The sequence below is a fragment of the Micromonospora halotolerans genome (assembly GCF_032108445.1).
In the GTDB taxonomy this organism is placed as follows: domain Bacteria; phylum Actinomycetota; class Actinomycetes; order Mycobacteriales; family Micromonosporaceae; genus Micromonospora; species Micromonospora halotolerans.
The window spans coordinates 4,157,582-4,180,335 of the sequence record NZ_CP134876.1; the positions used below are offsets into that span (position 1 = coordinate 4,157,582).

The window sequence follows — 22,754 nt, forward strand, 5'->3', positions numbered from 1 at the left end:
GAGCCATAGGAAGTGGCGAGTTTGCTGGCACCACCATAATGATTGGTTATGGCCAGGGACCTGGAGACCGCGTTGCTGCGGTCGTTCGTGACCGCCGTCCGGGCGGGCAGCATCAGTCGGGCCGCCACCGCGCTCGGCCACACCCAGCCCGCGCTCAGCCAGCAGTTGCGCAAGCTCGAGAGGGTCGTCGGCCGCCCGTTGCTCAACCGGTCGCCGGCCGGCGTCTCGCCCACCCGGGCGGGTGAGGAGCTGCTGCCGTACGCCGAGCGCATCCTGTCGCTCTCCGCGCAGGCACTCACCGAAACCGGGCGCGCGCTCACCGGGCACTGCGTCGTCGGGTTGCTCGAAGACCTGGCCGCGTCACAACTTCCGCAGGCACTCGCCGACCTCGCCCGGCTGCACCCCGGCGCCACGCTGGAGGTGCTCAGCATCTCCAGCGCCGCGATGCGGGAGGCCTACGACGCGGGCCGCGTCCAACTCGTGCTCGACGCGCTGCCGGACCTTCCCGGGCCGCCCCGCTGGACCGTGCGCCGCCCGCTGGTCTGGGCGATCGGCCAGGGCGTGGACGTGGCCGCCGATCCGCTGCCGGTGGTGCTGTTCTCGAACCCGTGCTCCTGGCGTACCTCGGTGCTGGAGACGTTGCAACGTACCGATCGGCGCTGGCGGGTGACGTTCGAGAGCAACAGCCTGCTCGGTGTGCTCGCCGCGGTACGGGCCGGGCTCGGCGTCGCGGCGCTCATGCCCGCGAACCTCGAACCGGTCATGGCCTGCCACGACGCGGCCGCCCTGCCCGCCCTGCCGGACGTCGAGTTCGGCCTCGCCCGGCACCCCCGGAACGAGGGTGACCCGCTGGTCGATGCCGTGGAGACCGCGCTGCGACGCACGATCTGAGTGTCGCCGGCGTGACGCGGGTCTCCCTCGGCAATCCCGCGGGGCGGATCACCACGGGAATCCGGCGTACCGTCTACTCGTCCGTCGCCCCGCGCGCCGGATGTCCGATTCGACCAACCGGCGGGACGGCCGTCCCAGGGGCCGCCGGAAGCGGAACTTGTCGGGACGCAACTAGGATCGTGGGGTGGTTCGGGCGGAGGTCCTGGGGGACGAGCAGTGGTTACGCCGTATCGAGGCGGTAACCGACGCGACGCTGTCCCGACTCGATGTCGCCGACCTCTTCGACGAGCTGCTCGACCGGGTGCGTGACCTGTTGCGGGTCGACACGGCCGCGATCCTCCTGCTCGACGTCCGCGCCCAGCAGCTGGTGGCCACCGCCGCCCGGGGGCTGGAGGAGGAGGTCCGGCAGGGTTTCCGGGTGTCCGTCGGCCGCGGGTTCGCCGGCCAGGTCGCGTTCACCCGCCAGCCGGTCATCCTCCAGACCGTGACCAACGACAACGTCGTCAACCCGGTGCTCATCCAGACCGGGGTGCGGTCCCTCCTGGGCGTGCCGATCATGGCCCGGGGCGAGCTCGTCGGCGTGCTGCACGTGGGCACCCTGTCCCCGCGACAGTTCACCTTCGACGACGTCCGCCTGCTCGAACTGGTCGCCGACCGGGTCAGCCTGGCCAGCAGCGCCCGGGCCAACACCCTGGACCAGACCGCGGCCCTGGCCCTGCAACGGAGCCTCATCCCCGCCGAACTGCCCCGTCTGCCCGACCTGGAACTGGCCGGCCGGTACATCCCGGGCCACGCCTCCGGCGTGGGCGGCGACTGGTACGACGTCTTCACCCTGCCGTCGGGCTGGCTGGGCGTGGTCGTCGGCGACGTCTCCGGGCACGGGCTTCAGTCCGCCGTCGTGATGGGCCGGGTCCGCAGCGCGCTGCGCGCCTACTCGCTGGTCTCCGAAGACCCGGCGGAGGTGCTCACCCTGCTCGACCGCAAGGTGGTCCACTTCGAGGCCGGCAGCCTGACCACCGCGCTGTACGCGATGATCTCCCCCGACCGGGAGACCCTGCGCGTCTCCGTGGCCGGCCACCCGCGCCCGGTGCTGGCCGCGCCCGGCCGCCCGAACACCGTGCTCGACGCGCACATCGATCCGCCGCTCGGCGCGGGCCGGAACCGGGAGCGGCGCAGCACGACGGCCGACTTCCCGCCCGGCTCGGTCCTGGTCGCCTACACCGACGGGCTGGTCGAGCGCCGTGGTGAGCTGTTCGACGCCGGCGTGGCCCGGTTGACCGCGGCCGTCCCGCTGGCTCCCGTCGACACGGTGGCCGCCACCGTTATGGCCACGCTGGACACCGAGCACCCCACCGACGACATCGCCCTGCTGGCCGTCCGCCGGTTGCCCCGGTAGCCCCGCGTCAGCCCGGCGGCCAGTTCCGCAGCAGGGCGTCGAGCGCGTCGAGGGTGCGCGACCAGGTGGCGTCGGTCGTCCGTGGCGTGTGGCGGAAACCGCCGGCCCGCTCCAGCGACACGTAACCGTGGAAGGTGCTGTGCAGCAGGCGTACGGCGTCGGTCTGGTCGGGTTCGGCCAGCCGGTAACCGCGCAGGATCGCGCGGGTCATGTCGGCGTGCCGCCGTGCCGCGCTCGCCTCGGCGGTTTCCCGGTCGAGTTGCAGCTGCGCTGCGGCGTACCGGCCGGGGTGCTGGAGGGCGTAGTCGCGGTAGGCGTCGGCGAAGGCGACCAGCGCGTCCTTGCCCGCTCGCCCGGCGAGCGCGTCGGCGGCCCGGTCGGCCATCTCCGCCAGGGCCAGCATCGCCACCCGGACCCGCAGCTCCTGGGCGTTCCTGAGGTGGAAGTACAAGCTCGCGTCCTTCACCCCGAATCGGCGGGCGAGCGCCGAGACGGTGACGTTCTCGAAGCCGACCTCGTCGGCCATCTCCGCCGCCGCCAGGGTCAGGCGCTCGACCGTCAGCCCCGTACGGGCCATGTGTCCCACCCCACGTCTAGATTCTCTAGTCTTCTACCTAGGAGGTCTAGACTAGCGCCTATGACACCCCTGTCCGAGCCCGCCATCCGGGCCTCCTTCGTCAATTGCACCAAGGGCGAGGCGAAGCGCCTGGCCCTGCCCCGGGATCTTGCCGAGCGCCCCTGGGCTGACCTCGACTTCCTGGGCTGGCGCGATCCCGCCGCGACGGAGCGGGCCTACCTGGTCGCCGAGTCCGGTGCCGGGCTGCTCGGCGTCGCCCTGCGGGTGGCGTCGCAGGCCGGGCAGGGCCGGCGCAGCATGTGCTCGCTCTGCCTGACCACGCACACCGGGGACGGCGTCTCGCTGATGACCGCCCGCAAGGCCGGCCCGGCCGGCCGGGCCGGAAACTCGGTCGGCAGCTACCTCTGCACCGACCTGGCCTGCTCCCTCTACCTGCGAGGGAAGAAGAACGCCGGCCGGCGCCTCGACGAGTCCCTCACGCTGGCCGAGAAGATCGACCGGACCACGGCCAACCTGGCCGCCTTCCTCCAGCGGGTCGTCGAATAGGTGGGCATTCCTCCCCGGCGCGGCTGCCGGGACCCCTATGTAGAGTTGCGATATAGTCTCGCCCATGCGGTTGACGATCCCGGTGGCCAAGGTGCTCTCCGCGCTTCTCGCCGACCCCGAAGCCCCGCGCTACGGGCTCGACCTGATGAAGCTCACCGGCCTGCCCAGCGGCACCCTCTATCCGGTCCTGCACCGGCTCCAGGCGGCCGGCTGGCTCGCCGCCGACTGGGAGGAGGTGGACCCGGTCGCCGCCGGCCGGCCCGCCCGCCGCTACTACCGGCTCACCGGCGAGGGGGTGGGTGCCGCCCGGCTGGCGCTGGCCGAACTGCGCGCCCTCACCCCCGGAAGCGGGACGGTCCGGGGCGGCGCCGAGCCGACGGGAGCCCCGGCGTGGTGACCCGGCGGCTGGCCGGTCTCCTGCTGCGGGCGGCGGCACGGCGCTGGCCCGCGGAACTGCGCGCCGAGCTGGTCCGCGAGTGGGAGGCGGAGCTGCACGTCCTGGCCGGACGCGGGCAACGGTGGCGGATGCTGCGCTTCGCGGCCAGCCCCGCCGTCAGCCGGGCCGGTGCGCCGGTGGTCGACCGGGGCGTGCTGCACCGGCGGCTGCGGCGTACCGCCAGGGTGCTGCTGCTCGCCCCGCCGGCGTGCGTCGCCGTCGTGGTGCTCGCCGCCGTGGTGATGAACGTCGCGTACACCCTGCTCAGCGCCAACCTCGCCTGGGCGACCGCGGTGCAGCTGCCGCTCTGGTCCGGCCTCACCGCGGTGGCGGGCGCGCTGCTGGCCCTCCTCGTCACCCGGGCGGCACGGCGGACCGTACGCACCGGACCGCTGGCCACCGCGCTCGGCGTCGTGCTGCCGATCGCGCTGACCGTGACGGTGGTGCTCGTCGCGCTCGCGGGCCGGGACGATCGGGGTATGCCGGGCACCGTGCCCGGGCTCCTGCTCTGGCTCGCCGCGCTGGTGCCGGCCCTCTGGGGCGCGGGGATCCTGGCCCGCCGGGGACGGACCCGGCTGGCCTGGGTCGTCGGGGTGCTCGGCGCGCTGGTCGCGGCCGACGCCGCGGTCGTCCTGGCGGTGGTGTCCACCATCCCGGCGGCCCCCGTCGCGCCGGTCGCCGACGGCCTGCCCCCGGACACGGTGGACCGGATCTCCGCCCCGCTGTGGCTGCTCACCTGCTGGACCGACTCGTCGTTCGGGCTGCCGCGCCCCACCGCCTGGGAACGGTTCCTCATCACCGACCTGGTGCTCATCGAGCCCGTCTTCTACCTGGCCTGCACCCCGTACGCGGTGGCCTACACCCTCGCCGCCGCCCGGCCGGCGCCGGCCGCCGAACCCGTGCCGGAGCCCGTGCCGACACCCACCTGACGCCGCCGTCGGCCCGCGACGGGCCGGCTCACCGTCAGCTCTCCCAGGCCACCATCCGGCCGGCTCGCTCGTAGTGCCGGGCCAGCTCCGCGTCGATCCGCTCGGCCCGGGCCTCGGTGAGCACCACGGCGGGGTCCTGCCAGGACCGCGCGGTGAGCATCCGGTGGCGCAGGCCGGCCGGGGGATGGGTGGCGAACAGCGACATGCCCTCCCGGACGGAGAGCTGGCGCACCAGCGGCAGCCGGCCGACCGCCGCGGCCAGCGAGCGCGCCGTCCCGGCCCGCCAGCGCGAACCCACCGCGGTCGCGTACGCGTTGCGGTCGCTGTCGACCCCCAGCACGTGCGGCACCGGCGCGCCGATCCGGTTCGCCGCCTCCTCGACCAGGGCGTGCAGCTCGGGCGCCTCGGCGCGGGTGAGCACGTCCACGTCCGGCGGGACGCGGCCGAAGCGCGGGCGCAACGCCAGCGCCAGCGCGATGAGCGCCAACCCCAGGACGACCGCGAAGTTCGGGAACGGGTACGCGAACAGCAGCCACACCCCGGTCACCGCGAGGGCCAGCACCCCGAGCAGAAGCAGGACGGAGATGCCCACGGTCAGCGCGCCGGCCACACTCCACCCGGTGGACTCCAGCGGCCGGCCCACCAGATCCGCGTACTGCTGGCGGGTCAGCCGGGCGGCCAGCCGGTGGGTCCGCCGGTCGATCCAGGACCAACGCAGCTCGGGCGCCTGGGGGAGGGGCCGGTCAGCGGGGGCAGGGCAGCCGCTCCAGCGGGGCGGGGGCGCCGCCCGGGCGCACCGACTGGGCGAAACAGGCGCTGGACTCGGCCCGCTGCCAGCCGAACACCGACGCGGCGGTCTTCGCCACGCGTACCCGGAAGACCAGCCGGACCTCGGCGACACCCGCCGCCGCCGAGAGGACCTCGACGCCGTCCACGGTGTCGGCGGCGAACCGCAGGTCGGCCTCCCGCGCTGCCGGCTCGGCCAGCAGGAGGGACCGGGTGCGTTGGGCGGTGGCCGTCACCTCCCGGTCGGCCCGGCGTTCCAGCCGGTGCTGGGACCGGTCGCGCAGCAGCGGAACCCCCAGCGTCAGGCCGACCGCCACGAGCACCGCCAGCGCCGTGCCGGCCAGCAGCCCGCGTCGCCGGCGTGCCGACCGTCCTCCCCCGAAGCGCACCCCGGGATTGTGCGCCCTCGACCCGGCAGCCGGCTGCCCCGTCTTTCGCCGTTACGGCCCGGAACCGCGCTGACCAGGTCTACTGTGGAGGACATCGGGGACTATTTCCGGCGTTCCGGTGGCGGCCGGGCGGTTCGCGGTGCACAGTGATCGCATGAGCGACGACGGACGTGGTGGCGGGCACTACTACTGGTGCACCCGCCACCACCGGGTCGAGACCGATGCCGACGTGTGTCCCGCGAAGCACGTTCTCGGACCGTACGCCTCAGCCGCCGACGCGGAGAACGCCCTGCAGCAGGTGCGGGAGCGCAACGACGCGTGGGAGGCCGAGGACGCCCGTTGGGCCGGGGAGGACAGGTAGACGGCGCGGGACGGCCCGCGTCGAGGTGATCCGTGCTCCGCGAGGGCGAGAGCACGTCCCCAGGAAAGGGAACCGAGATGGCCGAAGCACAGCAGGCCACCCGCCCGGCCGCGAAACGGACGACCGCGAAGAGGACCACCGCGGGCAGGACGACGGCCACCAAGGCGTCCCCGAACGCCTCCGGCGCCGGCGCCGGCCGGGTGCCGGCGAAGAAGGCCGCCGCGAAGAAGGCGACCGCCAGGAAGGCCGTGTCGGCGGCCCGGAAGGCGCCCGCGAATAAGGCGCCGGCCACGAAGACCACCGCCAAGAAGGCGCCCGCCAAGAAGACCACCGCGAAGAAGACCACCACCGCGCAGAAGGCGGCCGCCAAGAAGACGACGGCGGCGGAGAAGACCACCGCGGCGAGGAAGACGACGACCGCCGCGAAGCGGACGACCGCGAAGAAGGCCCCCGCCAAGAAGACCACGGCCGCCAAGAAGGCCCCGGCCGCGAAGAAGACCACCGCCGCGAAGAAGACCACCGCCGCGAAGAAGACCACCGCCGCGAAGAAGACCACCGCCGCGAAGAAGGCCCCCGCCAAGAAGACCACCGCCTCGACGCGCCCCGCGGCGAAGCGGACGACGGCGGCGAAGAAGGCGCCCGCCAAGAAGGCCACCGCGAAGAAGACCACCGCGGCGAAGAAGGCCCCGGCCAAGAAGACCACGGCCGCCAAGAAGACCACCGCGCGCAAGGCGCCGGCACGCAAGGCCACCGCCTGACGGCGTTCGCCCGCCGCTGACCGGCGCGTGCCGGTGAGCGGATCACGCGGGGCGCTGTCAGGATTGACCCCGTGGTGATCCGACGCGTACTGGCGCCCCGCATCGACTTCGGCGCGCTGCGCCGCGAGCTGGGACTTCCCGAAGACTTCCCGCCCGCGGCGCAGCGCGAGGCCGACGCGGCCGCCGCCGCGCCGCTGCCGGCCGTCGCCGACCGGACCGACATCCCGTTCGTCACCGTCGACCCGGCGACCTCGCGCGACCTCGACCAGGCCATGCACCTCGCCCGCCGTCCCGGTGGCGGTTTCCGCATCCGGTACGCGATCGCCGACGTGTTCACCCACGTCCGGGCCGGTGGGGCGCTCGAGGCGGAGACCTGGCGCCGGGGGCAGACCGTCTACCTGCCCGACGGGAACGTGCCGCTGCACCCGCACACGCTGAGCGAGGGGGCGGCCAGCCTGCTGCCCGACGCCGACCGGGCGGCGGTGCTGTGGACCATCGACCTCGACGCCGACGGCGGCACGGTGGCCGTCACCCTCGAGCGGGCCCGGGTGCGCAGCCGGGCCAAGCTCGACTACCCCGGGGTGCAGCGCGACGCCGACGCCGGCCGGCTGCCCGAGCCGATCGCCCTGCTGCCCGAGATCGGCGCCCTGCTCACCGCGCGCGGGCTGCGCCGGGGCGCGATCAACCTGCCGCTGCCCGAGCAGGACGTCGAGCCGGACGGCGACGGCTGGCGGCTGGTGCTGCGCGGGCCCGGCCCCATGGAGGAGCACAACGCCCAGATCTCCCTGCTGACCGGGATGGCCGCCGCCGACATCATGCTGGCCGGCCGGATCGGCCTGCTGCGCACGATGCCGCCGCCCCGGCCCGACGCGGTCGACCGGCTGCGGCTGGCCGCCGGGCCGCTCGGTGTGCCCTGGCCGGCCGGCGCCACGGTGGGCGAGGTGCTCGCCGCGCTGGACGCCTCGCAGCCCCGGGCGGCGGCCTTCGTCGACCAGGCCGCCGAGCTGATGCGCGGCGCCGCCTACACGGCGTTCGACGGGGAGCTGCCCGAGCAGCCGGAGCACGGCGGGGTGGCCGCCGCGTACGCCCACGTGACGGCGCCGCTGCGCCGGCTCGCCGACCGGTACGCCACCGAGGTCTGCCTGGCCCTGCACGAGGGCCGGGAGGTCCCCGAGCACGTGCGCACCGCGCTGCCGAAGCTGCCCGAGGTGATGGCCACCACCGACCGGACCGCGTCCGCGGCCACCCGGGGCGCCGTCGAGCTGGCCGAGGCGGTGCTGCTGGCGCACCGCGTGGGCGAGACCTTCGAGGCGGCGGTGGTGGACGTCGACGAGCCACGCCCGGCGGGCAACGGCCGGCCGGGGCGCCCGCCCGGTGGCACGGTCGCGCTGGACGAGCCGCCGGTGCGCGCCCGCTGCACCGGCGACCTGCCGCTCGGCGAGCGGGTCCGGGTCCGCCTGACCGTCGCCGACCCGGCCGAGCGCAAGGTCGCCTTCGAGACGGCGTGAGGCGGCGGAGCGCGGGGATTCTCACAGCGCCCGGCCGCGCCGCCGTGCGGTGACCTTTGCGAGGATGACCCGTATGGCTTACGACGCGACCACCCTGCCCGACGTCTCCGGGCTGACCGTCGGCATCATCGGTGGCACCGGCGACCAGGGGCGGGGTCTCGCCTACCGGTTCGCCCGGGCCGGGCAGACCGTGCTGATCGGCTCCCGCGCCGCCGACCGGGCCGCCCAGGCCGCCGCCGAGATCGCCGCCCTGCCCGGCGTGCCGGCCGGCGCCACCGTCGCGGGCGCGGACAACGACGAGGTCGCCCGCCGCAGCGACGTGGTCATCATCGCGGTGCCGTGGGACGGGCACGCCGCCGTCGTCGGTGCGCTGGCCGGCCCGCTCGCCGGCAAGATCGTCATCGACTGCGTCAACCCGCTCGGCTTCGACAAGCAGGGCCCGTACGCGCTGACCGTCGCCGAGGGCAGCGCCGTGCAGCAGGCCGCCGGGCTGCTGCCCGACTCCCGGGTCTGCGCCGCCTTCAACCACGTCAGCGCGCCGCTGCTGGCCGACCCGGAGGTCGACCGGATCGACCTCGACGTGCTGATCTGCACCGAGGACCGGGAGCTGGTCGGCGTGGTCGCCGCGCTCGCCGCCCGGATCCCCGGGATGCGGGGCATCTACGCCGGCCGGCTGCGGAACGCCCACCAGATCGAGGCGTTCACCGCCAACCTGATCGCGATCAACAAGCGCTACAAGGCGCACGCCGGCATCCGCGTCACCGACCTGTGACGTCGTACCCGTGCGGCACCATCGCCGCATGGAATGGCAACTGGTGATCGACTGTCGGGAGCCGTCACGGCTCGTCGCGTTCTGGGCGCAGGCGCTGCGCTACCGGCCGCAGCCGCCGCCCGACGGGCATCCGACCTGGCGGGACTGGTACCTGTCGGTCGGCATCCCGCCCGAGGAACTCGGTGACGGCGACTGCCTCGACCGGCTGGAGGACCCGACCGGCGCCGGCCCGCTGATCTGGTTCCAGCCGGTCCCCGAGCCGAAGGCGGTCAAGAACCGCCTGCACATCGACCTGAAGGTCGGTGGCGGGCGTGCGGTGCCGCTGGCCGAGCGGCGCTCCCGGGTGGACGCCGAGGTGACCCGGCTGACCGCCCTGGGCGCCCGGGTGCTGGGCTCGATGGACGACCCCGACGACGGCTACTACTCGTTCCAGCTCGCCGACCCCGAGGGCAACGAGTTCTGCGTGGTCTGACCGGCCGGGCGGCGCGGCCCGGGAGCCGCGCCGCTCGGCGTGCGGTCAGAAGGTGTGCTCGGCGGCCGGGAACTGGCCGCCGCGCACCTCGTCGGCGTAGCGGCGGGTGGCGTCGGTCAGCGCGCCGGCCAGGTCGGCGTAGCGCTTCACGAAGCGCGGGGCCTTGCCGGTGCGCAACCCGGCCATGTCCTGCCAGACCAGCACCTGCCCGTCGGTGTCCGGGCCGGCGCCGATCCCCACCGTCGGGATGCGCAGCTCGGCGGTGATCCGCTTCGCCACCTCGCCGGGCACCATCTCCAGCACCACCGCGAAGGCGCCCGCCTCGGCCACCGCGCGGGCGTCGGCGATGACCTCCTCGGCGCTGTCGCCCCGGCCCTGCACCCGGTAGCCGCCCAGGGTGTGCTCACTCTGCGGGGTGAAGCCGATGTGCGCCATCACGGGGATGCCCGCACCGACGATCGCCTCGATCTGGGCGGCGCAGCGCCGGCCGCCCTCCAGCTTCACCGCGTGGCAGCCGCCCTCCTTCATGAACCGCACCGCGGTCCGCAGCGCCTGCGTCGGCCCCTCCTCGTAGGAGCCGAACGGCAGGTCACCGACGATCAGCGACTGCCGGGTCGCCCGCACCACCGCGCGGACCAGGGGGAGCAGCTCCTCGGCGGTCACCGGCAGGGTGGTCTCGTAGCCGAAGACGTTGTTCGCCGCCGAGTCGCCGACCAGCAGCACCGGGATCCCCGCCTGGTCGAAGATCGAGGCGGTGTACTGGTCGTACGAGGTGAGCATCGCCCAGCGCTCGCCGCGCTCCTTGGCGGCGATCAGGTCGCGGGTGCGGACCCGCCGGGTGGCCGGCCCGCCGTAGAGGACGGTCACCTCGGTCGGGGTGGACTCCACCATGACTCTCTCTCCTTCCTCGAGGCCGCGTTCGCGGTCCCCGGGTTCCGCCGCGATCGTCGCACCGGGGCACCGGCCGGGGGCAGGGCGGAGTGGAGGAAGTCACTCCCGGCGGCGGGGTGCCGGGCGCGGGTCAGCCGTCCTCGCGCCAGCGGTTGGTGACCGGCAGCCGCCGGTCCCGGCCGAACGCCTTCATGGAGATCTTGGTGCCGGGGGCCGACTGCCGGCGCTTGTACTCGGCGGTATCCACCATCCGCAGCACCCGGTCGACGACCGCCGGGTCGTGGCCGGACGCGACCAGGCCCTCCCGCCCCAGGTCGCCGTCGACGTAGCCGATCAGGATCGGGTCGAGCACGTCGTACTCCGGCAGGCTGTCGCTGTCGAGCTGGCCCGGGCTCAGCTCGGCCGACGGCGGCTTGCCGATCGAGTTCTCCGGGATCGGCGGCGTCTCGCCGCGCCGCTCCGCGTCGGCGTTGCGCCACTTGGCCAGCCGCCAGATCAGCGTCTTCCAGACGTCCTTGACCGGGTTGTAGCCGCCCACCGAGTCGCCGTACAGGGTGGAGTAGCCCACCGCCAGCTCGCTCTTGTTGCCGGTGGTGAGGACCAGGTGGCCCTCCTGGTTCGACAGCGCCATGAGGATCACGCCGCGGACCCGCGCCTGGAGGTTCTCCACGGCCACGCCGGAGAGCGACAGGTTGGCCAGGAAGGCGTCCACCATGGGCTGGATCGGCTCGATCCGGAAGTCGAGGCCGGTGCGCTTGGCCAGTTCCTCGGCGTCGGCGCGGGAGTGCTCCGAGGAGTGCTGGCTGGGCAGCGACACCCCGACCACCCGCTTCGCGCCGAGCGCGTCGACGGCCAGCGCCGCCACCACCGCCGAGTCGATGCCGCCGGACAGGCCGAGCACCACCGACGGGAACCGGTTCTTGTTGACGTAGTCGCGCAGGCCCAGCACCAGCGCCTGCCAGACCTCCGCCTCGTCGGCGACCGGCGCGATGATCCCGCCGACCGCGACCCCGTCCCCGTGCCCCCGCGGGAGGGTGTCGCTGACCTTGGTGCGGACGATCCGCATGTCGTCGGCGACCTCCTCGTCGCCGACCGGCTCCCTGGCCGCCGGCAGCTCCACGTCGTGCACCAGCAGGTGCTCGACGAACTGGGGCGCCCGGGCGAGCAGCGTGCCGTTCGCGTCGACGATCATCGAGTCGCCGTCGTAGACCAGCTCGTCCTGGCCGCCGACCATGTTCACGTACGCGACGGTGGCGCCCGCCTCGGCCGCCCGCCGGCGGACCAGCGGCAGCCGGATGTCGTCCTTGTTCAGCTCGTAGGGCGAGCCGTTGATGTTGAGCACCAGCCCGACGCCCGCCTGCCGGGCCACCGCGAACGGGCCGCCCGCCTGCCACAGGTCCTCGCAGATGGTGAGCGCGACGTCCACCCCGCCGATCCGGACCACGGTGAGCGCGTCACCCGGGACGAAGTAGCGGTCCTCGTCGAACACGCCGTAGTTGGGCAGGTGGTGCTTGAAGTAGACGGCCGCCACCGCCCCGCGGTGCAGCAGCGCCGCCGCGTTGCGGGCCCCCCTGCCCGGCTCGGCGTCGGCGCTGACCTGCGGCGGGCCGTCCGCGTCCAAGTAGCCGACCAGGACCGGCAGGTCACCGAGGCCGTCGGCGGCCAGGTCGGCGGCGAGCCGGTGCAGCGCGGCCCGGGAGGCGGCGACGAACGACCGGCGGAAGACCAGGTCCTCGACCGGGTAGCCGGTCAGCATCAGCTCGGGGAAGAGGGCGAGCTGAGCGCCGGCGTCGGCGGCCCTGCGGGCCCAGCCGCGGACCATGTCGGCGTTGCCGGCGATGTCGCCGACCGTCGGGTCGACCTGGCACAGGGCGAGACGCAGGGTGGGCATGACCTCATCTTGCCCCAGCCGGAGGGGCCGAATCCGGCCGGACGCCGGAGACGCCGGAGGCGTAACGTCGGCGTAACGAGCCCGGTGGAGACTGGGCGGTCAGGCCGGGCTCGGCCCGACCGGTGCGGACGTACGTGTCACGAGGGGTGGAAGTGGACCGTCAGCAGGAGTTCGTCCTCCGTACGCTGGAAGAGCGGGACATCCGGTTCGTCCGGCTGTGGTTCACCGACGTGCTCGGCACACTCAAGAGCGTGTCGGTGGCCCCCGCGGAGCTGGAGGCGGCCTTCGAGGAGGGCATCGGCTTCGACGGCTCGGCCATCGAGGGCTTCGCCCGGGTCTTCGAGTCGGACATGGTCGCCATGCCCGACCCGACCACCTTCCAGGTCTTCCCCTTCGAGGGCGGGGTCAGCGGCGAGAGCGCCCGGATGTTCTGCGACATCCTGCTCCCCGACGGCAGCCCGTCCTGGGCCGACCCGCGGCACGTGCTGCGCCGGGCGCTCTCCCGGGCCGCCGAGAAGGGCTTCACCTTCTACACCCATCCGGAGATCGAGTTCTTCCTGCTGGAGAACGGCCCGCAGGACGGCTCGCTGCCGGTCCCGGTGGACACCGGCGGCTACTTCGAGCACACCACCCACGCGGTGGCCCGCGACTTCCGCCGCCAGGCGGTGCTGGCGCTGGAGCGGATCGGCATCTCGGTGGAGTTCAGCCACCACGAGGTGGCCCCCGGCCAGCAGGAGATCGACCTGCGCTACGCCGACGCCCTCACCACCGCCGACAACATCATGACCTTCCGGCACGTGGTGAAGGAGGTCGCCCTCTCCACCGGGGTGCAGGCCAGCTTCATGCCGAAGCCCTTCACCGACCAGCCGGGCAGCGGCATGCACACCCACCTGTCGCTGTTCGAGGGGGAGCGCAACGCGTTCCACGACGCCGGTGACCCGATGAAGCTCTCCAAGGTGGCCAAGTCGTTCATCGCCGGGCTGCTCACCCACGCCCGGGAGTACACCGCCGTCACCAACCAGTGGGTCAACTCCTACAAGCGGCTCTTCCCGCAGGCGCTGCCGGACCGGATCACGGAGAGCCCGGCGTACGTCTGCTGGGGTCACCTGAACCGGTCCGCGCTGGTCCGGGTCCCCGCCTACGGCAAGCCGAACTCGGCCCGGGTCGAGGTCCGCTCGCTGGACTCGGCGACCAACCCCTACCTGGCGTTCGCGGTCATGCTCGGCGCCGGCCTCAAGGGCATCGAGGAGGGCTACGAGCTGCCGCCGGGCGCCGAGGACGACGTCTGGTCGCTGAGCACCGCCGAGCGCCGCGCCATGGGCTATCCGGCGCTGCCGGAGAACCTGGCCGAGGCGATCGACGTGATGGCCGGCTCCGAGCTGGTCGCCGAGGTACTCGGCGAGCACGTCTTCGACTTCTTCCTGCGCAACAAGCGGGCCGAGTGGGAGCAGTACCGCCGCGAGGTCACCCCCTACGAGCGGCAGCGTTACCTGTCGCTCTAGATCACGGTGGTGCGGTGCCGCTATCGTCTGCGGCACCGCCCCCGGCACCCCGCCGGTCGGCGCGGAGGCCGGGGAGGCGTTCGGTGCTGGAGGAGCTGCTCAGCGGGGCCTGGCAGAGCATCGTGTTCGGGGTCGTCGGGGTGGCGCTGATGGCCGCCGGCTTCCTGCTGGTCGACCTGCTCACGCCCGGGAAGCTGCGGGAGCTGATCTGGGTGCGCCGCAACGGCAACGCGGCGCTGCTGCTCGCCGCCAACCAGCTCGGCATCGCCGGCATCGTCTTCACCGCGATCCTCACCAGCTACAGCTCCTTCGGCAAGGGGCTGGCCTCCACGGTGGTCTTCGGTCTGGTCGGCCTGCTCGTCATGGCGCTCGCCTTCTTCGTGCTCGACCTGCTCACCCCCGGCCGACTCGGCGAGATCATCTGCGCCGACGAGCCACACCCCGCGGCCCGGGTCAGCGCCGCCACCCACTTCGGCGCCGCGCTGATCGTCTGCGCCTGCATCGCCTGAGGCGTGTCGTACCCGGGGCATAGCCTCCGGGCGTGAACCGCACCGACCGTCTCTACGCCCTGGTGGAGGAGCTGCGGGCGGTGTCGCCCCGGCCGCGCAGCGCCCGGTGGCTGGCCGGGCGCTTCGAGGTCAGCACCCGCACCATCGAGCGGGACATCACCGCGTTGCAGGGCGCCGGGGTGCCGATCTGGGCCGAGCCGGGCCGCACCGGCGGCTACGTGGTCGACCGCGCCCGCACCCTGCCCCCGGTCAACCTGACGCCGGGCGAGGCGGTGGCCATGGCCGTCGCGCTGCACGGCTTGGATGGCACGCCGTTCGCCCCGGCCGCCGGCGCGGCGCTGCGCAAGCTGGTCGCGGTGATGCCGCCCGCTGACGCCGCCGAGGCGCACCGCCTCGCCGGCCGGGTGCACCTGATCGGCGGCCGGCCGGCAGCCCCCGTCCCGGCCGCCGTGGCCGACGCGGTCGCCGCCCGGCGCGTGCTCCGCCTGCGCTACGCCGATCGCGCGGGCGCGACCTCGGCCCGGGACGTGGAGCCGCTGGCCTACCTGGGCAACGCGACGCACTGGTACCTGGTGGGTTGGTGCCGGCTGCGCAACGGGCTGCGCTGCTTCCGGACCGACCGGATCGTGGCGGTGCGCCCGCTGGCCGAGCCGGTGACCCGGGAGCTGCGCCCCGAGGACCTGGACATCCCCGCCGGGCGGCTCCGTCCACTGAGTCTGGTCTGACGTCCGCCTGCTCGGTGGGGAGAAGAGCAGTTCGACAGGCTTACGTCGGCGGTTCCGGTGCCTCCGCTGCTCGGCATCCTCGACGCCCGGGGGATTCGTCCGGCTCGGGCACGAGCTCCGACGTGAACCGGTCTCGGCCGCGGAGGCGGAGAGCTTCCGGCAGCGGTGCGGTCGCCGCCGACCCGACCTGGTCGAACGCCTGCGACCGCTCGCGGACGCCGACTGGGTGGGGTGATTCGGAAACACCGACAGGACGGTGTCGCGGACGGGGGCGAGGCTTGCCTCCTGACGCCGGCCGACCGTGCCGGCGCGGAGCAGGAGGAAACATGTCCAGCACGCCCGTGACCTGGTTCGAGATCGGCTCCGACCGTCCGGATGAGGCCGAGCGCTTCTACGGCGACCTGTTCGGCTGGACCTTCGAGGAGCAGGGCGGCCCGGGCGGGTCCTACCGGCAGACGACCGCCGGCGGGGAGCACGGGATCGGGGGCGCCATCCGGGCCCTCGACGGCGACTCCCCGAACTACGCGATCTTCTACGCCGAGGTCGCCGACGTGGCGGAGACCTGCCGGCGGGCCGAGGCGGCCGGCGGCAAGGTGCTGGTGCCGCCGCGGACCACGCCGGCCGGCCTGAGCCTCGCCCAGCTGCTCGACCCGTCGGGCAACCGCGTCGGCGTCTTCACCCCGCCCGCTCAGGGATGAGCGCTCCGGGTGCGTCTGATGCCGCCGGAGCGACACCAGACGCACCCGAATCCAGGGCGGTCAGCCCGGTGGCCCCGCCGCGGAGCGGGCTCCGGCCGCGGAGGGAGGTGCGGCCGGTGAGGAGACGGCGGGGCCGCCCGGGTCACCTGCCCCAGCGGCCGTCCCCGCCGCGGTGGCCGTGACCGCCCGGGCCCGGGAAGACGCCGGCCTCGGCGGCCTTCAACACCGCGTCGGCCTGCTCCTGGGTGAGCTTGCCGTCCTTGACGGCCTGGTCCAGCCGCTCCTTCAGCGCGGCCTGCCGGTCCTCGGTCGACGGCCGCTCCGGCCGGTCGGCCTGGCGCTGCTCGCGCAGCTTGTCCAGCGCGGCGGTCACCTTGTCGGTCGGGACGCCCAGTTCCTTGGCGAGCGCCTCGGCGAAGTCGGCCTGCCGATCGGTCCGCTGCTGCTGCTGGTCGGTGCTCATGCTGGCGCTCGGGCTGGGGCTCTTGTCGTCGGCGAGCGCCACCGTCGGGGCGGCGATCCCGACGCCGAGCACGCCGGCGGCGGCCAGGCCGGCCAGCAGGTGCTTCCTCGACATCCTGCGGATCATGCGATTCTCCTGTTCGATGGTGATGCGATGACCTCACCGACAGTGACCGGCGGAGCTGGGCGCAACCCGTGGCGAACCTGTCAGCGCGCTGGCAATCGCCCCGGCGAACGGGGACAAAGCAGTTGCGACGGGCTGCGGCGGCCGGGAGGGTGGGCCGGTCACCGACGGAAGGCGAAGCCGCATGACGAACCCCTCCATCCGGGAGATCGCGCTCGGGGAACCAGGCTCGGGACCGTACGGGATCACCGCCGGCCCGGACGGCGCGCTCTGGCTGACGCTGGCCGGGACGGGCGGCGTCGCCCGGGTCGGGCCCGACGGCGAGGTGCGGACGTACCCCGCGGACCCGGCGGAGAGCCGCCCGCTGATCATCACCGCCGGCCCGGACGGCGCGCTCTGGTACACCCGCTCCGGCGACGACCGGCTGGGCCGGATCACCGTCGACGGGGAGACCAGCACCGTCGCGCTCCCGCCGGGGACCGCGCCGTGCGGCCTCGCCGTCGGCCCGGACGACGCCCTCTGGTACGCCGGCATGGGCGACGACACCGTCGGCCGGGTCACCGTCGACGGGGCGGTCACCACCTTCCCGCTGCCCGCCGCCAAGGGCTTCCCCTCGATGCTGGCCGCCGGGCCGGACGGCGCCCTCTGGCTCACCCTCAACCAGGCGAACGCGATCGCCCGGGTCGCGCTGGACGGGCAGGTGACCCTGCACGCCCTGCCGACCGAGGCCGCCGGACCGGTCGGCATCACCCTGGGCGGCGACGGCGCGCTCTGGTTCGTGGAGATCGCCGCCGGCCAGCTCGGCCGGATCACCCCCGACGGCCGGATCGACGAGTTCCCGCTGCCGGACCGCGCGGCCCGCCCGCATGCCATCGTGGCCGACCCGGCCGGCGGCTGCTGGTTCACCGAGTGGGCCGCCAACCGCATCGGCCACATGGACAAGGCCGGCCACATCACGGGCCACGACCTGCCCACCCCGCAGTCCGAACCGCACGGCCTGACGGTGACCCCCGACGGCACGGTCTGGGCCGCCCTGGAGATCGGCAAGGTCGCCCACCTCACCCCCTGACCCGGTGATCATGAGGTTGGCGGCAGTGGTGGACCTTCAAACTGCCGCCAACCTCATGATCGACTGCGGGAGCCCGGCGGGTCAGCGGACGGCGGGGGAGACGCTCAGGGTGCCGGTGGTCGCGTCGAGGACGGCGGGGGTGCCTACCGGGACGGTCAGTTGGTCGGGGCCGTGGCCGATGGGGAGGCCGCCGAGGACAGGCACGCCCAGGTCGCCCAGGCGTTCGGTGAGCACATCCGTGATCGTGGTGTCCCAGCCGTCCGCGCAGTCGGTGAACTGGCCCACCGCCACCCCGGCGATCCCGTCCAGGGCGCCGCAGCGGCGCAGGTGGGTGAGCATCCGGTCGACCTTGTACGGCGGCTCCTCCACCTCCTCGACCAGCAGCACCGCCCCGGTCAGGTCCGGCATGTCCGGCGTGCCGATCGACGCCGTGATCAGGCACAGATTGCCACCGAGCAGCCGACCCTCGGCCCGCCCGGGCACCCGGACCGCGTACGTCTCCTCCTCCTTCAACGCCTCGATCGTCACCGGTTCCGTGGTCATCAGCGCGGCGTGCAGCGACTCCGCCGAGCGCAGCGGGGTGCGCTCGTCCCGCCACGCCGCGCCGGGGCCGTGCACGCCGGTCAGCCGGGCGCCCCGCCAGAGCGCGAACTGCAGCGCGGTGATGTCGGAGAAGCCCGCCACCACCTTCGGGTCGCGGCGGACCGCCGCCATGTCGATGTGGTCCACCACCCGCTGCGCGCCGTAGCCGCCCCGGGTGCAGATCACCCCGCGGATCTCCGGGTCGGCGAAGGCGGCGTTCAGATCTGCGGCCCGCAGCTCGTCGGCGCCGGCCAGGTAGCCCTGGCGGGCGTACGCGTGCGGCGCGGGCACGGGGCGCAGCCCCCAGCCGGTGAGCAGCTCGATGCCGCGGGCCACCCGCTCCGGACGGGTCGGGCCGGAGGGCGAGACCAGCATCACCTGGTCGCCGGGGCGCAGGACCGGTGGGCGCAGGCAGTCGTCGGTGGGCACGACGGGAGCCTAGTGCGGCCGAGCCGGACCGGCCCTCGCCGGGCGTACCGGATAGCCTCGACGTCGTGGCGACCGCGCTGGTGATCGAGAACGACCCGACCGACGACCTCCGCCGCCTGGGGGAGTGGCTCACCGAGGGAGGCCTGGACCTGTGGGTGCTGCGCCCGCACGCCGGTGACGCGCTCCCCGCCGACCTCGACGGCTACGTCGCGCTCGTGGTGCTCGGCGGCGAGCAGCAGGCCTACCCGCTGCCGGACGGCACCCCGGGCGCGCCCTGGTTCCCGGCCCTCGAAGGGCTGCTGCGCAAGGCGGTCCGGCAGCGGATCCCCACCCTCGGGGTCTGCCTCGGCGGGCAGCTGCTGGCCACCGCCCACGCCGGGCAGGTCGAGCGCAGCCCGTCCGGGCCGGAGGTCGGGCCCGCCGTGGTGGGCAAGCGGGACGCCGCCGAGACCGACCCGCTCTTCCGGTACGTGCCGCTGATGCCGGACGTGCTCCAGTGGCACAGCGACGAGATCACCGCGCTGCCGCACGGCGCCACCCTGCTGGCCGCCTCGACCCGCTACCCGAACCAGGCGTTCCGCCTCGGCGACCGGGCCTGGGGGCTCCAGTTCCACATCGAGTGCGACACCGCGATGATCGCCGACTGGGCCCGCGACTCGGAGCTGCTGGCCGAGCTGGGCTACGACCCGGAGCTGGTGGTGGCCGCCTGCGACCGGGTGATGGCCGACGTGGAGGAGGTCTGGCAGCCGTTCGCCGTCCGGTTCGCCGCCCTCGCGCTCGGCGAGCTGGACGCCGCCACGATCCGTCCCACCCTGCCGCTGCTCGGGCACTGAGATGACCCGACCGGCCCGGGGCCGCTTGGCCCGCTACGGGTTCGCCGAGGGCGACGGCTCGGCGCGCGCCGCCGACCTGCTCGGGCCGGACGGGCTCGGGTTGTGGCGCGTCGAGGAGCAGGAACCCGCCGACGAGGCGGCCGGTGAGCTGCTCGCCGCCCTGTCCCGGGCCGCCGACCCGGACCTGGCGCTGCGCCAGCTGCACCGCGTCGTCGAGGCGGAACGGCGTACCGGGGAGAAGCCGGCGGTGCTGGACGCCCTCGCCGCCGACCCGGGGCTGCGCCGCCGCCTGGTCGCGGTCCTCGGCGCCTCCTCGGCGCTCGGCGATCACCTCGTGGCCAACCCCGCCCAGTGGCCCGTGCTGGCCACCGAGGCGGACGGGCTGGCGCCCTCCGCCGACGGCCGGCTCGACCTGGCCACCGCCGCCCGGCTGACCGCCGCCACGGGCCCGGTCCCGGCGCTGCGGCAGGCGTACCGGTTGGCGCTGCTGCGGATCGCGGCGGCCGACCTGACCGGCGGCCGCGGCCTCGAGCAGACCATGGCGGCGCTGTCCCGGCTCGCCGACGCCACCCTGGCCGCCGCCTACGACATCGCCGCCGACGAGCTGCCGGAGGGCACTGCCCGGCCCCGGCTGGCCGTGGTGGCGATGGGCAAGTGCGGGGGCGACGAGCTGAACTACGTCTCCGACGTCGACGTCATCTTCGTGGCCGCCACCGACGACGACCTGGCCGCCGCGACCCAGGTCGCCACCCGGCTGATCCACATCTGCGGGCTGGTCGCCTGGCCGGTCGACGCCGCGCTGCGTCCCGAGGGCAACCGCGGCCCGCTGGTCCGGACCCTCGCCAGCCACCTGGCCTACTACCGCCGCTGGGCCCGCACCTGGGAGTTCCAGGCGCTGCTCAAGGCCCGGCCGGCGGCCGGCGACCTGGCGCTGGCCGGCGAGTGGATCGACGCGCTCGCCCCGCTGGTCTGGACGGCCGCCGAGCGGCCGGAGGCCGTCGAGGACGTCCGGGCGATGCGCCGGAAGATCATCGACCACATCCCGCCGAAGGAGCTGGAACGCGAGATCAAGCGCGGCCCGGGCGGGCTGCGCGACATCGAGTTCGCCGTCCAGCTGCTCCAGCTCGTGCACGGCCGCGTCGACGAGTCGCTGCGGGCGCCGGGCACCATCCCGGCGCTGCGCGCCCTGGTCGCCGGCGGCTACGTGGGCCGCGCCGACGGGGAGGCACTGCTGCGCGGCTACCGCTTCCTGCGCGGCGTCGAGCACCGCCTCCAGCTCCAGGGCCTGCGCCGCACCCACACCGTGCCGACCGAGCCGGCCGCGCTGCGCTGGCTGGCCGCCGCGCTCGACTACGCCGCCACCCCGGGCCGCAGCGCCGTCGAGGAGTTCCGCGCCGAGTGGGTCACCCACGCCACCGAGGTACGCCGGCTGCACGCCAAACTGCTCTACCGGCCGCTGCTGGAGTCGGTCGCCCGGGTGCCCGCCGAGGGGCTGCGGCTCACCCCGGAGGCGGCACGGCGCCGGCTGGAGATCCTCGGCTTCGCCGACCCGGCCGGAGCGCTGCGGCACCTCCAGGCGCTCACCGGCGGGGTGAGCCGCACCGCCGCCATCCAGCGCACCCTGCTGCCGGTGCTGCTCAGCGAGTTCGCCGACGCGCCCGAGCCGGACCGGGGGCTGCTCAACTACCGGCAGGTCTCCGACAAGCTCGGCAGCACCCCCTGGTACCTGCGCCTGCTGCGCGACTCCGGCCCGGTGGCCCGTCGGCTGGCCCGGGTGCTCTCCTCCTCCCGGTACGCCGCCGACCTGCTGGCCCGGGAGCCCGAGGCGCTGCGGCTGCTGGCCGAGGACACCGAGCTGACCCCGCGCCCCCGGGAGGTGCTCGGCGAGGGCTTCACGGCCGCCGCGACCCGGCACGACGACCCGGTCGAGGCCACCCGCGCCGTACGCGCGCTGCGCCGCCGGGAGCTGGTCCGGCTGGCCTGCGCCGACGTGCTCAGCCGGGCCGGTACGCTCGCCCCGCTCACCCCACGGTCGCCGGACGGCGGCGGGCGGGTGCCCACCCTGGCGGACGTCACGGCGGTCGGGGCCGCCCTCTCCGACGTCGCCGACGCCACCCTGGCCGCCGCGCTGCGCACCGCCCGGGCCGCCCAGCCGGGGCCGCCCGGCCTGCGCTTCGCCGTCATCGGCATGGGTCGGCTCGGCGGACGCGAGTCGAACTACCTCTCCGACGCCGACGTGCTCTTCGTCTACGACCCGCCCCAGGGCGCGGACGAGCAGGCCGCGGCCGCCGCCGCCCACGCCGTCGCCGAGGAGCTGCGCCGGCTGCTCTCCGCGCCCGCCCCCGACCCGCCGCTCGGGGTCGACGCCGACCTGCGCCCCGAGGGCCGGCAGGGCCCACTGGTACGCAGCCTCGCCGCGTACGCCCAGTACTACGCCCGCTGGTCGAAGGTGTGGGAGGCGCAGGCGCTGCTGCGGGCCCGGTTCGTCTGCGGCGACGCCGACCTGGGCGCCGACTTCGAGGCGATGGTCGACCCGGTGCGCTACCCGGCCGACGGCCTGACCCGCGAGCAGGTGGTGGAGATCCGCCGGATCAAGGCGCGGGTGGAGACCGAGCGGCTGCCCCGGGGCGCCGACCCGGCCACCCACACCAAGCTGGGGCGGGGCGGGCTCGCCGACGTGGAGTGGGCCGTGCAGCTGCTCCAGCTCCGGCACGCCGGCCGGCTGCCCGCGCTGCGCGGCACGAGCACCCTCGGCGCGCTGGCCGCGGCCCGTGACGCCGGTCTGGTCGACCCCGAGGACGCGGCCGAGATGGCGGCCGGCTGGACGCTCGCCGCCCAGGTCCGCAACGCGCTGATGCTGGTCCGCGGCCGGGCCGGTGACCAACTTCCGCGACACGGGGTGGAGCTGGCCGGCGTCGTGCGGCTGCTCGGCGGGGACGACCCGGGCGAGTTCCTCGACGAGTACCTGCGCACGGGCCGCCGCGCCCGGACCGCCATGGAGCGGGTGCTCGACTCCCCGGCATGACCCGCCGGCGCCTCAGGGCCCGCGCCCGGACCGCCCGCCGGTCCTAAGACTCCGACAGGAACCGGCAGTGGTGAGTCGGCGGCGACATCAGCTGGAAGGCGCTCGCCGCTGCCTGCCCGGGTCGCCGGCTAGGCGTTTGCTGCTGCCTGGCCGGGTTGGCGGCTGGGCGTTTGCTGCTGCCTGGCTGGGTTGG

Annotated in this window: 24 protein-coding genes; 17 read left to right on the top strand and 7 right to left on the bottom strand. The window is 74.7% G+C overall.

Translation table 11 applies throughout. The annotated features are described in order from the left end of the window. Nucleotides 1-48: 48 nt before the first annotated feature. Together RMN56_RS19855 and RMN56_RS19860 are read left to right on the top strand one after the other, a co-directional pair. Nucleotides 49-891, top strand: a complete 843-nt coding sequence (locus tag RMN56_RS19855) for a LysR family transcriptional regulator (RefSeq protein ID WP_313718983.1) — start codon at nucleotides 49-51, stop codon at nucleotides 889-891. 184 nt (nucleotides 892-1,075) lie between these two features. Next, nucleotides 1,076-2,287: a PP2C family protein-serine/threonine phosphatase gene (locus RMN56_RS19860; protein ID WP_313718984.1), complete on the top strand. Its 1,212-nt coding sequence runs from the start codon at nucleotides 1,076-1,078 to the stop codon at nucleotides 2,285-2,287. Between the two features lie 7 nt (nucleotides 2,288-2,294). Here the strand turns inward: RMN56_RS19860 and RMN56_RS19865 are convergent, their stop codons facing one another. After that, entirely contained in the window at nucleotides 2,295-2,864 is a 570-nt protein-coding gene (locus RMN56_RS19865; protein ID WP_262282292.1) for a TetR/AcrR family transcriptional regulator, read from the bottom strand. Nucleotides 2,865-2,924: 60 nt separating this feature from the next. On the opposite strand from RMN56_RS19865, the gene RMN56_RS19870 reads away from it, so the two are divergent. The 3 genes from RMN56_RS19870 (at nucleotide 2,925) to RMN56_RS19880 (ending at nucleotide 4,775) form a co-directional block, all read left to right on the top strand. Beyond that, nucleotides 2,925-3,410: an FBP domain-containing protein gene (locus RMN56_RS19870; protein WP_313718986.1), complete on the top strand. Its 486-nt coding sequence runs from the start codon at nucleotides 2,925-2,927 to the stop codon at nucleotides 3,408-3,410. 64 nt (nucleotides 3,411-3,474) lie between these two features. Continuing rightward, nucleotides 3,475-3,807, top strand: coding sequence for a PadR family transcriptional regulator (locus RMN56_RS19875; RefSeq protein ID WP_313718987.1), 333 nt, complete (start codon nucleotides 3,475-3,477; stop codon nucleotides 3,805-3,807). Beyond that, nucleotides 3,801-4,775 carry a hypothetical protein gene (locus RMN56_RS19880; protein WP_313718988.1) on the top strand — a complete coding sequence of 325 codons (975 nt, stop codon included), beginning with the start codon at nucleotides 3,801-3,803 and terminating at the stop codon, nucleotides 4,773-4,775. Before RMN56_RS19875 ends, RMN56_RS19880 begins: the two co-directional genes overlap by 7 nt. Nucleotides 4,776-4,809: 34 nt before the next feature. Here RMN56_RS19880 and RMN56_RS19885 read toward each other — a convergent pair whose 3' ends face one another. Then, entirely contained in the window at nucleotides 4,810-5,418 is a 609-nt protein-coding gene (locus tag RMN56_RS19885) for a M48 family metalloprotease (RefSeq protein ID WP_313718989.1), read from the bottom strand. A gap of 100 nt (nucleotides 5,419-5,518) precedes the next feature. Beyond that, the gene (locus RMN56_RS19890) at nucleotides 5,519-5,950 is read right to left on the bottom strand and encodes a hypothetical protein (RefSeq protein WP_313718990.1); all 432 of its coding nucleotides are present in this window, start codon (nucleotides 5,948-5,950) and stop codon (nucleotides 5,519-5,521) included. A 154-nt stretch (nucleotides 5,951-6,104) separates the two neighbouring features. On the opposite strand from RMN56_RS19890, the gene RMN56_RS19895 reads away from it, so the two are divergent. From RMN56_RS19895 to RMN56_RS19915, 5 genes are all read left to right on the top strand, one after another. Then, on the top strand, nucleotides 6,105-6,311 hold the full coding sequence (locus tag RMN56_RS19895) for a hypothetical protein (protein ID WP_313718991.1): 207 nt from the start codon (nucleotides 6,105-6,107) through the stop codon (nucleotides 6,309-6,311). A 77-nt stretch (nucleotides 6,312-6,388) separates the two neighbouring features. Further along, a complete protein-coding gene (locus RMN56_RS19900; RefSeq protein WP_313718992.1) occupies nucleotides 6,389-7,069 on the top strand; it encodes a histone in 681 nt (226 codons plus the stop codon). Nucleotides 7,070-7,140: 71 nt separating this feature from the next. After that, entirely contained in the window at nucleotides 7,141-8,577 is a 1,437-nt protein-coding gene (locus tag RMN56_RS19905; RefSeq protein WP_313718993.1) for an RNB domain-containing ribonuclease, read from the top strand. Between the two features lie 73 nt (nucleotides 8,578-8,650). Next, nucleotides 8,651-9,349, top strand: a complete 699-nt coding sequence (gene npdG, locus RMN56_RS19910) for an NADPH-dependent F420 reductase (RefSeq protein ID WP_313718994.1) — start codon at nucleotides 8,651-8,653, stop codon at nucleotides 9,347-9,349. Between the two features lie 28 nt (nucleotides 9,350-9,377). Next, nucleotides 9,378-9,821 carry a VOC family protein gene (locus tag RMN56_RS19915; protein WP_313718995.1) on the top strand — a complete coding sequence of 148 codons (444 nt, stop codon included), beginning with the start codon at nucleotides 9,378-9,380 and terminating at the stop codon, nucleotides 9,819-9,821. 45 nt (nucleotides 9,822-9,866) lie between these two features. On the opposite strand, the gene panB is transcribed toward RMN56_RS19915, so the two are convergent. Continuing rightward, nucleotides 9,867-10,712, bottom strand: a complete 846-nt coding sequence (gene panB, locus RMN56_RS19920; RefSeq protein WP_313718997.1) for a 3-methyl-2-oxobutanoate hydroxymethyltransferase — start codon at nucleotides 10,710-10,712, stop codon at nucleotides 9,867-9,869. Between the two features lie 130 nt (nucleotides 10,713-10,842). Beyond that, nucleotides 10,843-12,603, bottom strand: a complete 1,761-nt coding sequence (locus RMN56_RS19925) for an NAD+ synthase (protein WP_313718998.1) — start codon at nucleotides 12,601-12,603, stop codon at nucleotides 10,843-10,845. A 152-nt stretch (nucleotides 12,604-12,755) separates the two neighbouring features. On the opposite strand from RMN56_RS19925, the gene glnA reads away from it, so the two are divergent. From glnA to RMN56_RS19945, 4 genes are all read left to right on the top strand, one after another. Then, nucleotides 12,756-14,105 (top strand): type I glutamate--ammonia ligase, encoded by a 1,350-nt coding sequence (glnA, locus tag RMN56_RS19930; protein ID WP_313719000.1) that lies wholly within the window; start codon nucleotides 12,756-12,758, stop codon nucleotides 14,103-14,105. Between the two features lie 83 nt (nucleotides 14,106-14,188). Next, nucleotides 14,189-14,614, top strand: a complete 426-nt coding sequence (locus RMN56_RS19935) for a DUF350 domain-containing protein (RefSeq protein WP_313719001.1) — start codon at nucleotides 14,189-14,191, stop codon at nucleotides 14,612-14,614. A gap of 32 nt (nucleotides 14,615-14,646) precedes the next feature. Next, on the top strand, nucleotides 14,647-15,339 hold the full coding sequence (locus RMN56_RS19940) for a helix-turn-helix transcriptional regulator (RefSeq protein ID WP_313719002.1): 693 nt from the start codon (nucleotides 14,647-14,649) through the stop codon (nucleotides 15,337-15,339). Between the two features lie 326 nt (nucleotides 15,340-15,665). Beyond that, nucleotides 15,666-16,037: a VOC family protein gene (locus RMN56_RS19945; RefSeq protein WP_313719003.1), complete on the top strand. Its 372-nt coding sequence runs from the start codon at nucleotides 15,666-15,668 to the stop codon at nucleotides 16,035-16,037. Between the two features lie 142 nt (nucleotides 16,038-16,179). Here the strand turns inward: RMN56_RS19945 and RMN56_RS19950 are convergent, their stop codons facing one another. Continuing rightward, a complete protein-coding gene (locus tag RMN56_RS19950; RefSeq protein ID WP_313719004.1) occupies nucleotides 16,180-16,626 on the bottom strand; it encodes a hypothetical protein in 447 nt (148 codons plus the stop codon). A 181-nt stretch (nucleotides 16,627-16,807) separates the two neighbouring features. Between RMN56_RS19950 and RMN56_RS19955 the strand changes: the two genes are divergently transcribed. Next, the gene (locus RMN56_RS19955) at nucleotides 16,808-17,692 is read left to right on the top strand and encodes a Vgb family protein (protein ID WP_313719005.1); all 885 of its coding nucleotides are present in this window, start codon (nucleotides 16,808-16,810) and stop codon (nucleotides 17,690-17,692) included. Between the two features lie 81 nt (nucleotides 17,693-17,773). Here the strand turns inward: RMN56_RS19955 and RMN56_RS19960 are convergent, their stop codons facing one another. Further along, nucleotides 17,774-18,703: a S66 peptidase family protein gene (locus RMN56_RS19960; RefSeq protein ID WP_313719006.1), complete on the bottom strand. Its 930-nt coding sequence runs from the start codon at nucleotides 18,701-18,703 to the stop codon at nucleotides 17,774-17,776. Nucleotides 18,704-18,768: 65 nt separating this feature from the next. Here RMN56_RS19960 and RMN56_RS19965 point away from each other — a divergent pair, with 65 nt between their 5' ends. Continuing rightward, a complete protein-coding gene (locus RMN56_RS19965; protein WP_313719007.1) occupies nucleotides 18,769-19,536 on the top strand; it encodes a type 1 glutamine amidotransferase in 768 nt (255 codons plus the stop codon). Nucleotide 19,537: 1 nt separating this feature from the next. Next, a complete protein-coding gene (locus tag RMN56_RS19970; protein WP_313719008.1) occupies nucleotides 19,538-22,561 on the top strand; it encodes a bifunctional [glutamine synthetase] adenylyltransferase/[glutamine synthetase]-adenylyl-L-tyrosine phosphorylase in 3,024 nt (1,007 codons plus the stop codon). Nucleotides 22,562-22,754 lie beyond the last annotated feature (193 nt).